Annotated in this window: 7 protein-coding genes; 6 read left to right on the forward strand and 1 reads right to left on the reverse strand. The window is 64.2% G+C overall.

Going from position 1 to position 10,353, the window contains the following annotated elements; translation table 11 throughout:
• The first annotated feature begins 228 nt into the window (after nt 1-228).
• Nucleotides 229-5,127, forward strand: a complete 4,899-nt coding sequence (locus BM110_RS28830; RefSeq protein WP_093514655.1) for an alpha-2-macroglobulin family protein — start codon at nt 229-231, stop codon at nt 5,125-5,127.
• Between the two features lie 129 nt (nt 5,128-5,256).
• On the opposite strand, the gene BM110_RS28835 is transcribed toward BM110_RS28830, so the two are convergent.
• Nucleotides 5,257-5,550, reverse strand: a complete 294-nt coding sequence (locus tag BM110_RS28835) for a hypothetical protein (RefSeq protein WP_071491590.1) — start codon at nt 5,548-5,550, stop codon at nt 5,257-5,259.
• A 90-nt stretch (nt 5,551-5,640) separates the two neighbouring features.
• Here BM110_RS28835 and pbpC point away from each other — a divergent pair, with 90 nt between their 5' ends.
• The 5 genes from pbpC to BM110_RS28860 all read left to right on the forward strand — a co-directional run bounded on the left by pbpC (nt 5,641) and on the right by BM110_RS28860 (nt 10,335).
• Complete coding sequence (gene pbpC / locus BM110_RS28840) at nt 5,641-7,971, forward strand: peptidoglycan glycosyltransferase PbpC (RefSeq protein ID WP_092249969.1); 2,331 nt, start codon at nt 5,641-5,643, stop codon at nt 7,969-7,971.
• An 83-nt stretch (nt 7,972-8,054) separates the two neighbouring features.
• A complete protein-coding gene (locus BM110_RS28845; protein WP_093514656.1) occupies nt 8,055-8,363 on the forward strand; it encodes a MazG-like family protein in 309 nt (102 codons plus the stop codon).
• The gene (locus BM110_RS28850; protein ID WP_071491589.1) at nt 8,356-9,105 is read left to right on the forward strand and encodes a methyltransferase; all 750 of its coding nucleotides are present in this window, start codon (nt 8,356-8,358) and stop codon (nt 9,103-9,105) included. Before BM110_RS28845 ends, BM110_RS28850 begins: the two co-directional genes overlap by 8 nt.
• A 24-nt stretch (nt 9,106-9,129) precedes the next feature.
• Entirely contained in the window at nt 9,130-9,732 is a 603-nt protein-coding gene (locus BM110_RS28855) for a DUF4136 domain-containing protein (protein ID WP_092249975.1), read from the forward strand.
• 45 nt (nt 9,733-9,777) lie between these two features.
• Complete coding sequence (locus BM110_RS28860) at nt 9,778-10,335, forward strand: DUF4136 domain-containing protein (RefSeq protein WP_071491587.1); 558 nt, start codon at nt 9,778-9,780, stop codon at nt 10,333-10,335.
• The last annotated feature ends 18 nt before the right edge of the window (nt 10,336-10,353 follow it).

The raw sequence follows: 10,353 nt of genomic DNA on the forward strand, positions 1-10,353 counted from the left end.
TTGGGGGAGCGGCATTGTAACGGGCCCTTAATCTCACTGCAGAACCAATGTGGGAGGGGCTTGCCCCCTCCCACATTTGGATCTCCAGTGTTTGTAAGATTTGGCTCGGCATTACGTTTCCTCAAGAACCAAACCACCCTCCGTCGGTCAATGTGACCAGCACCACATCGGCCCCCTGCGGGCTGATATATAGTTCACCCCTCGGACCCCTCTCACAACGAGTGCCCCATGCTTAACAAAGGACTGTTCCTTGCTTGTGCGCTGGCCCTGCTGAGCGCCTGCGATTCCTCCGATAAACCGGCTGCCCCGACCGCTCCAGCAGCGGCGACGGTTGCACCCAAACCGGCCAAGGCGGCGGTGGACGTGGCGGCGCTGAAGCAGCGTTATGCCGGCCGTGAGTTGAGTGTGGTGGATGTGTCCGAAGTGCAGCTCGATGGGGCCAGCACCCTGTCCGTGAGCTTTTCCATTCCGCTGGATCCCGATCAGAAGTTCGCCGACAAACTCCACCTGGTGGACAGCAAGTCCGGCAAGGTCGATGGCGCCTGGGAAATCTCCGACAACCTCATGGAATTGCGCCTGCGTCACCTGGAGCCACAGCGCAAACTGGTGCTCACGGTGGATGCCGGGGTGAAGGCGGTCAACGGCAATACACTCGCCGCCGAGTACAGCGCCCGCCTGGAAACCCGCGACCTGCAAGCCACCGTCGGCTTCGCCAGCCGTGGCACCTTGCTGCCGACGCGTCTGGCTGAAGGGTTGCCGGTGATCGCGCTGAACGTCGACAAGATCGACGTCGAATTCTTCCGCATCAAGCCCGAATCCCTGCCGACTTTTCTCGCGCAGTGGGGGCGCAACACCAGCCTGCAGAGCTATGAGTCCCGCGAACTGCTGCCACTGGCCGACCTGGTCTACGGCGGCCGTTTCGACCTGAACCCGGCGCGCAACACCCGCGAAACCCTGTTGCTGCCGATCGCCGGCCTCAAGCAACTGCAGCAGCCGGGCGTGTACCTGGCGGTGATGCGCGCCTCCGGCACCTACAACTATTCCCAACCGGCCACGTTGTTTACCTTGAGCGATATCGGCCTGTCGGTGCACCGCTATGCCAATCGCCTGGATGTGTTCACCCAGGCGTTGGATGGCGGCAAGGCGCTGGACGGTGTAGACCTCGAGGTGCTCGACGCCGAGGGGCGTGTGGTCGGCCAGGGCAAGACCGAGAAGGGCGGCCACGCCGAGTTGCCGTTGCCGAAAAAGGCCCAGGTGTTGCTGGCCAAGCAGGGCGAGCAGACCAGCATGCTGCGCCTGGACAGTGCCGCATTGGACCTGGCCGAGTTCGATATCGGCGGGCAACCGTCCCACCCCTTGCAGTTTTTCGTCTTTGGCCCGCGTGACCTGTATCGCCCCGGCGAAACCGTGCTGCTCAACGCCCTGCTGCGCGACAAGGATGGCAATGCCGTCAAACCGCAACCGGTCAGCGTCGAAGTGCGTCGCCCGGATGAGCAGGTGAGCCGCAAATTCGTGTGGGATGCCGACGCCTCCGGTCTCTATCAATATCAACTGCAATTGGCTGGCGAAGCGCCAACCGGGCGCTGGCAGCTGGTGTTCGACCTGGGCGACGGCAAGCCGCAGCTGTATGAATTTCTCGTCGAAGACTTCCTGCCCGAGCGCCTGGCGCTGGAACTCAAGGGCAGCGATACCGCATTGAGCCCGGCGGATAACCCGGTGATTCAAGTCACCGGGCGCTATCTCTACGGTGCGCCGGCATCGGGCAACCGGGTCAGCGGGCAGGTTTATGTGCGGCCGTTGCGCGAAGCGGTCAAGTCGCTGCCGGGCTATCAGTTCGGCTCTGTCACCGAAGAAGAGCTGAGCCAGGATTTCGAACTGGACGAAAGCGTGCTCGATGCCAAGGGCCAGGAAGCGTTGACCCTGGAAAGCAAGTGGGCCGAGGCCAAGTCGCCGCTGCAACTGATCGTGCAAGCCAGCCTGCACGAGTCGGGCGGGCGGCCGATCACTCGGCGCCTGGTACAGCCGATCTGGCCGGCCGAGCAACTGCCGGGCCTGCGCGGCTTGTTTGACGGCAAGGAAACCAATGGCGATGGCCCGGCGGAATTCGAAGTGCTGCTGGCCAACCAGGACGGGCAGAAGCTCGCCGCGCAGAACCTCAAGGTGCGCCTGGTGCGCGAGCGCCGTGACTACTACTGGAACTACTCCGAGAACGACGGCTGGAGCTACCACTTCAACGAGAAATTCCTCAACCTCGACGAGCAGACCCTGAACATCAAGGCCGGCGATACGGCCAAGGTCAGCTTCCAGGTGGAGTGGGGCCCGTACCGCGTCGAAGTGGAAGACCCGCAGACCGGCCTGGTCAGCAGCTTGCGCTTCTGGGCCGGCTACCAGGCCCAGGACAACACCGAAGGCGGCGCCGTACGCCCCGACCAGGTCAAGCTGGCGCTGGACAAACCGGCCTATGGCGACGGCGATACCGCCAACGTCACCGTCACTCCGCCCGCTGCCGGCAAAGGCTACCTGCTGGTGGAGTCCGCCGAAGGGCCGCTGTGGTGGCAGGAAATCGATGTGCCGGCCGAGGGCAAAAGCTTTGCCGTGAAGCTTGACCCGAAGTGGTCGCGCCATGACCTGTACGTCAGTGCTCTGGTGATTCGCCCTGGCGAGCGCAAAGCCAACATCACGCCCAAACGTGCCGTGGGCCTGCTGCACCTGCCGTTGGATCGCACCCAGCGTAAACTCGGCGTGACCCTGGCCGCGCCGGAAAAAATGCGTCCCAAACAGCCGCTGACGGTGAAAGTCGCTGCAAAAAACGCCGATGGCAGCGTGCCGAAACAGGTGCACGTGCTGGTGGCAGCGGTGGACGTGGGCATCTTGAACATTACCGAATACCCGACGCCGGACCCTTACTCCAGCCTGTTCGGTCGCAAGGCTTATGGCGTGGACCAGTTCGACATCTACGGCCAGTTGATCGAAGCCGGGCAGGGGCGCTTGGCCAGCCTGGCATTCGGTGGTGACGCCGCGCTGGCCAAGGGCGGCAAGCGCCCGGACACCAGCGTGACCATCGTCGCGCTGCAAAGTGCGCCAGTGACCCTGAACGAGCAGGGTGAGGGCGAAGTCAGCGTCAATATCCCGGACTTCAACGGCGAACTGCGCCTGATGGCCCAGGCCTGGAGCGACGACCGCTACGGCATGGCCGAAGCCAAGACGGTGATCGCCGCGCCTTTGATTGCCGAGCTGTCGGCGCCGCGTTTCCTGGCCGGTGGTGACCAGACCACCTTGGCGCTGGACCTGTCCAACCTGTCGGGCAAGGCCCAGAAGCTGGATGTGCAACTGAGCGCCGAAGGGCAGTTGGAGTTGGTCAACGCTGGCGCGCAGACCGTCGAGTTGAAACAAGGCCAGCGCACCACCCTGCGCATCCCGGTGAAGGCCTGGGGTGGTTTGGGGCAGGGCAAGGTCAAGGTCACTGTGAACGGGCTGGACTTGCCGGGTGAAAACCTGCCACCGTTCACTCGCGAATGGACATTGGGCGTGCGCCCGGCGTACCCGGCACTGCTCAAGCATTACCGCGCGGTGCTCAAGGATCAGCCGTGGAGCCTGCCGGCGGGCACGCTCGATCAGTTCGATTCATCGGGGCGCCAGGCACTGTTGAGCCTGTCGAGCCGGCCGCCGCTGAACCTGGGTGCTCAGATCAGCGCACTCAAGGCCTACCCCTATGGTTGCCTGGAACAGACCGCGAGCGGCCTGTACCCGTCGCTGTATGCCGACGATGCGCTGCTCAAGCGCCTGTCGATCAAGGGTGAGTCGGACAGTGAGCGTAAACGCAAGATCGAGTTGGGCATCGAGCGCCTGCTGGGCATGCAGCGCTACAACGGCAGCTTCGGGTTGTGGGGCGCCGATGGCGAAGAAGAATACTGGCTGACGGCCTACGTCACCGACTTCCTGCTGCGTGCCCGCGACCAGGGTTTTGCCGTGCCGCCTGAAGCGTTGAAGAAAGCCAGCGAGCGCCTGTTGCGCTACGTGCAGGAACGCAATCTGATCGACGTCGACTACAGCGATAACGCCGACCATACGCGCTTTGCCGTACAGGCCTACGCTGGCATGGTGCTGGCGCGCAGTCAGCAGGCGCCGTTGGGGGCGCTGCGCAGTATCTTCGATCGACGCAGCGATGCGCGCTCCGGTTTGCCGCTGGTGCAGTTGGCTATCGCGCTGCAGAAGATGGGCGACCAGCCGCGTGCGGACCAGGCCTTGCTCGCTGGGCTGGCGGCGCAGCGTAACGCCAACGAGTGGCTGGCCGACTACGGCAGCCCATTGCGCGACCAGGCAATGATCCTGGCCCTGCTGGAAGAGAACGACCTGGCCAAGGGCAAGCGTGAGGAGCGTTTGTTTACGCTGTCGGATCAACTGGCGGCCAGCCCGTATCTGTCGACCCAGGAGCGCAACTCGCTGTTCCTGGCGGGGCGCCTCGGGTTTGCCAGGCCGGATGCGAACTGGCAGGTGTCGCTCACTGGCAGTGGCGGCGTGCAGGAGTTGAACAATCAGCAATCGACGCTGGAGCTGGAAGGCAAGCTGCTGTCCAGCGATCTGACCTTGAGCAATCAGGGCGAGACGCCGGTGTACCAGCAATTGACGATCTCGGGTTATCCACAGGTGCCCCCGGCTGCCGGCGGCGACAACCTGAGCATCCGCCGCGAATACCTGGGCATGAACGGCCAGCCGCTGAACCTGCGCAACCTCAACAGCGGTGAGCTGGTCCTGGTGCACCTGGCGGTCAGCGCCAAGCAGCGTGTGCCGGATGCCCTGGTGGTAGATTTGCTGCCGGCCGGCCTGGAACTGGAAAACCAGAACCTGGCGCAAAGCGCCGCCAGCCTGGAAAACGCCAGCAGCCAGGTGAAGGAATGGCGTGAGTCGATGCAGAACGCCTCGCTCAAGCATCAGGAGTTCCGTGACGACCGCTATGTGGCAGCGATCAACCTGGACGGTTCCGGTACCACGCACCTGCTGTACCTGGCGCGGGCGGTGACGCCGGGGACTTATCGTGTGCCGCCGCCGCAGGTGGAGTCGATGTACCGGCCGAACTGGCAGGCGGTGGGGGAGACGCCGACCGATCTGGTGATCAAGGGGCGTTAATGTAAAACGGGGCCTCAATGTGGGAGGGGGCTTGCCCCCGATGGCGGTGGATCAGTCAGCTTATCTGTAGCTGACCCACCGCTATCGGGGGCAAGCCCCCTCCCACAGGTGATTTGCGGTGTTTTGGGGTCAGTGGACGACCCAGCTCAGAAGCCACAGGCCCAGCAGCAACCAGATAATCCCCATGATGATCGACGCCCGCATGAAGGCGCGCACCGCCGAGTACAGCAGCATCAGGCCGATGATCAGGGTGAGGATGCTGATGATCGAGGTATCCATGCCCAAGGTGCGGGACAGGCCATCGATGAAGTTGCCACCGGCATGGGTCAGCGCACCAAACAGGCCGCTGAGCCCGTCGACGATAAAACGGATGACCGAACCGAGCGCCTGGCCCAACCATTCGAAAAAGCTTTCTACCTGCATGTGTGTGTCCTGATGAGAAGGTGGGCGTATCTGTGCCTTTGGTTGTTATTGCAACAGGCTAGTTCCCTACCAGCATAGAGGTTTGCCCGTTTGAGTTTGCGTTTAGTTGCCCGCTGGACCCTGGCCAGCCTTTTGTTGGTGATCGCCCTGCTCTGGCTGGCCGACCGCATCTGGCCGTTGCCCTTGCCCAAGGATGACCTGGCGCGGGTGGTGCTGGCCGAGGATGGCACGCCGTTGTGGCGGTTTGCCGATGCCAACGGTGTGTGGCGCTACCCCGTGCAGACCCGCGAGGTGTCGCCGTATTACCTGGATGCGCTGCTCACCTATGAGGACCGTTGGTTCTACCAGCACCCCGGCGTGAATCCGCTGGCGCTGGTGCGGGCGACCTGGCAGAACCTGACCGGCGCGCGGGTGGTGTCTGGCGGCAGCACCTTGTCGATGCAGGTGGCGCGCTTGCTGGATCCGCATTCGCGCACTTTCCACGGCAAATTGCGTCAGTTGTGGCGCACGGCACAGCTGGAATGGCACCTGTCCAAGGAAGAAATCCTCAACCTCTACCTGAATCGCGCCCCGTTTGGCGGTACGTTGCAGGGCGTGGCCGCCGCCAGTTGGGCGTACTTGGGCAAGTCGCCGTCACAGCTGACCCACGCCGAAGCCGCCTTGCTCGCCGTGCTGCCCCAGGCGCCCAGCCGCTTGCGTCCGGACCGCCACCCCCAACGCGCCCAGGACGCCCGCGACAAAGTGCTGCGCCGCCTCGCCGAATTCCAGGTGTGGCCGCAAGCCGCCGTCGATGAGGCCCTGGAAGAACCGCTGTTGCTCGCGCCGCGCCTGGAACCGAGCCTGGCGCCCTTGCTCGCACGGCGCCTGAACCGCCCCGACAGCCCGTCGCTGATCCGCACCACCCTGGACGCTACCCTGCAACGTCGCCTCGAAGATTTGCTGTTGGGCTGGCGCGCGCGTTTGCCGGAGCACACCTCCGCCGCGATCCTGGTGGTGGAGGAGGAAACCATGGCCGTGCGGGCCTACCTCGGTTCGGTGGATATCAACGACGCCAAGCGCTTCGGCCATGTGGACATGATCAGTGCCCTGCGTTCGCCGGGCTCCACGTTAAAGCCGTTTTTGTACGGCATGGCGTTGGACGATGGGCTGATCCACTCCGAATCCCTGCTGCAGGACGTGCCCCGACGGTATGGCGATTACCGGCCGGGCAACTTCTCCATGGGCTTCACCGGTGCAGTGCCGGCCAGTACGGCGCTGTCCAGCTCGCTCAACCTCCCGGCGGTACAGTTGCTGGAAGCCTATGGGCCGAAGCGGTTCGCCGCCGAAATGCGCATCGGCGGCGTGCCGCTGGCATTGCCGGCATTGGCCGAGCCGAACCTGGCGCTGATCCTGGGGGGGGCGGGCAGCCGCCTGGAAGACCTGGTGAGTGGTTACAGCGCCTTCGCCCGGGACGGCAAAAGCGCCACCCTTCGCTTGCAGCCGGACGATACGCTCAGGGAACGGCCATTATTGTCGCCAGGGGCCGCCTGGATTGTGCGGCGCATCCTCAGCGGCCAGGCGCGACCCGACCGCGACCCGCGTGCCGAGTTGGTGCAGCGCCCGGTGCTGGCCTGGAAGACCGGCACCAGCTACGGCTTTCGCGATGCCTGGGCGATCGGTGTGGGGCCGCGTTACCTGATCGGCGTGTGGATCGGCCGCCCGGATGGTACGCCGGTGCCGGGCCAGTTCGGCCTGGCTTCGGCCGCACCGCTGATGTTGCAGGTGCACGATGTGCTGACCAACCGCGACAGCCAGCGCGGTATCACTGCACCGGTCAAGCCGGTGCCGGCGAATGTCGGTGTGGCCGCGATCTGTTGGCCGCTGGGCCAGCCGATGAACCGCAGCGATCCCAACTGCCGCCGCCAGCGCTTTGCCTGGACCCTGGACAACACCACGCCACCCACTTTGCAGGCGTTGGACCAACCGTTGAGCGTGGGTTTGATGGAAAGTGTGTGGGTCAATGCCAAGGGCTTGCGGGTGGACGCCCGTTGCCCCGGTGCCGAGCCCAGGAGCATCGCCCTGTGGCCCGCGCCCCTGGAGCCTTGGCTGCCCAGGGCCGAACGCCGCGAAGCGCGCATTCCCGCGGCCGACCCCGATTGCCCGCCACCGGCGCTGGCCGCCTCTTCACCTTTATCCATCGTTGGCGTGCGTGAAGGTGACCAACTGCGCCTGCCCGCCGCCAGCCAACAGGCGCTGCGCCTCAAACTCTCTGCGTTGGGCGGCAGCGGCCGGCGTTGGTGGTTCCTTAACGGCGCGCCCCTGGGCGACAGTGCCAACCAGGACTTTATCAATGCCAGTTTTGAGCAACTGGGGCGCTATCAACTCAGTGTCCTCGACGAAGCCGGGCAGACCGCGCGCGTCGAGTTCAGCGTCGTTGATTAGATCGCTATCGAGGGCAAGCCCAAAGGTTCACTTGCCTTGAAGGCCATTCCCCCCGAAGCTATCCACCTTCAGGAGCCTGCCACATGAACCTCGAACACCTCACCGAACGCCTGCACCGCATCCGCGATACCAACGACTGGAAGCAGTTCCACAGCCCCAAAAACCTGGCCATGGCCGCCAGCGTGGAAATGGCCGAGCTGGTGGAGATCTTCCAATGGCTGACCGAAGACCAGTCGCGCCAGCTGCCGGCCGACAAACTCGCCCATGCCGGGCAGGAAGTCGGCGATATCGTGCTGTACCTGCTGTTGCTGTGCAGTGAGCTGGGCCTGGACATGAACGAAGTGGTGCACGCCAAACTGGCCGACAGCGAACGGCGGTTTGCCCATGAGTGACCGTCATTTCGACCAGTTGGCCACGCGCTTCGCCGAGAAAATCTACGGCGGTGCCAAAGGCGCGATCCGCCTGGCGGTGCTCCAGGCCGACCTCACCGAAGCCCTGCCAAGGCGCCCGCTGCGTGTGCTGGATATTGGCGCGGGCCTGGGCCATATGTCGTTGTGGCTGGCTGAGCAAGGGCATCAGGTGACCCTGGCCGAACCCGCCGAACCGATGCTCGAAGGCGCCCGCCAACGTTTCGCCGAGGCGGGGCAGACCGCGACGTTTATCCATGCGCCCTGGCAAGACCTGCTCGGCCAGCTCACCGAACCCTACGACCTGGTGCTGTGCCATGCCGTGCTGGAATGGCTGGCCGAACCCCATGCAATCCTGCCGGTACTGCACCAACTCGCGGCGCCGGGTGGGTGGCTATCCCTGGCGTTCTACAACCGTGATGCGCTGATCTATCGCAACCTGCTCAAAGGCCACTTCCGCAAAATGCGCAAGAATGACATGGCCGGCGAAAAGCAGAGCCTCACGCCGCAACAGCCGCTGGACCCACGAGAATTGGCGGCGCAACTCGAAGGCCTTTGGCAGGTCGAAAGCCAAAGTGGCGTGCGGGTGTTCCACGACTATATGCCGGTGGAATTCCAGGCCCGTGCGGATTTGCAGGACCTTGTAGAGATGGAACTCGCTCACCGTCGTCACCCAAGCTTTGCCGGACTTGGGCGTTATTTGCACTGGATCTGCCGTCCGGTTTAAGCGGCCCAGCCTGCGGAGGTCGAAATGCGTCGTCTCTGTTTGATCCTGTTGTCCCTGGGGTTGGGCGCCTGTTCAAGCCCCAATCCTTATGTTGCCGCGTCGGCGCCGATCCCACCGGCGCCGCCCCAGGCCGCCCACACCTTTGATGCCAGTGCCTACCCGGCGCCGGTGCGCGATTACGGTGCCTACCGCAATTGGGCCTGGCGCAACGGCCAGCTTCCGGCGGGCACGGCCTGGGCCGATTCGGCACAGATCGCCGAAGCGGTCAGCGGCGCCCTCGACCAGCGCGGCCTGCGCCCCTTGCATGACAACCGCCCGGCGGACCTTTTCGTCAGCGCCGACGTGCGCCTGGAGAAGCGTCTCAAGCAAGTCCAGGATGACTACGGCTACGGTTATGGCGGCTATAACCGCTACGGCAACGGTTATGGCATGTACAACTCGGTGCCGATCGTGCGCACCTATGAAGTCCAGGTCGTGGTGGTGCGCGTCAACCTGTTCGATGCCCGCACCGGTCAGCCGGTGTGGAGCGCCAGCGCAGAGACGGGCAGCCAGGGAAGCCTCAGTGAACGGGCGGATGCCTTGCGCCAGGCGGTGCAGAAGGCAATGACGGCGTATCCTCCCAGTTAACCGCTATTCTCATCTTTGGCGCGGGTCGCTCTTTGGAGAACAACCATGTTTCGTCGTATCGCTACGCTCGCTTTTGTTGTGCTGCTAGGCGGTTGCCAGACCAGCCAGGTCAACCACGACTTTGACGCCAGCCGGGACTTCGGTGCCTACCGAAGTTGGGCCTGGAAAGACCCGGCCCTGCAATACCGCCCGGATGACCCGCGCATCAAGAGCGACCTCACTGAACAACGCATCCGCCAGGCCGTGGGTGAACAACTCGACCAGCGCGGCCTGCGCCCTGCGGCGCCGGGCACCAGGGCTGACCTGAACGTGCAGGCCTACCTGATCGTCGAAGACCGCCAGCAGCAGGTCACCACCAACTACGGCGGCGCCTGGGGCGGCCCGTGGAATGGCTATTGGGGCGCGCCGATGTACAACGAAACGCGGAACATCACCTACAAAGTGGCGACCATCCAGATCGACCTGCTCGATGGCAAGGACGGCAAACTGGTCTGGCGCGGCAGCGACGAACAGATGATGGCCAGCTCGCCCAACCCTCAGGACCGTGACAAAGCCATCCGCACCACCGTCACCCGCGTCCTCTCCAGCTACCCCCCTCACTAACCTCGGCAGGCGCGGGCT

This window comes from Pseudomonas sp. NFPP28, from assembly GCF_900115535.1.
Classification (GTDB): domain Bacteria; phylum Pseudomonadota; class Gammaproteobacteria; order Pseudomonadales; family Pseudomonadaceae; genus Aquipseudomonas; species Aquipseudomonas extremorientalis.

Excerpts from the sequence above, each read along its gene's own strand:
- BM110_RS28835 (WP_071491590.1), bottom strand. The coding sequence starts at position 5,550 with ATGCAGGTAGAAAGCTTTTTCGAATGGTTGGGCCAGGCGCTCGGTTCG.
- BM110_RS28855 (WP_092249975.1), top strand. The coding sequence starts at position 9,130 with ATGCGTCGTCTCTGTTTGATCCTGTTGTCCCTGGGGTTGGGCGCCTGT.
- BM110_RS28850 (WP_071491589.1), top strand. The coding sequence starts at position 8,356 with ATGAGTGACCGTCATTTCGACCAGTTGGCCACGCGCTTCGCCGAGAAA.
- BM110_RS28845 (WP_093514656.1), top strand. The coding sequence starts at position 8,055 with ATGAACCTCGAACACCTCACCGAACGCCTGCACCGCATCCGCGATACC.
- BM110_RS28830 (WP_093514655.1), top strand. The coding sequence starts at position 229 with ATGCTTAACAAAGGACTGTTCCTTGCTTGTGCGCTGGCCCTGCTGAGC.
- BM110_RS28860 (WP_071491587.1), top strand. The coding sequence starts at position 9,778 with ATGTTTCGTCGTATCGCTACGCTCGCTTTTGTTGTGCTGCTAGGCGGT.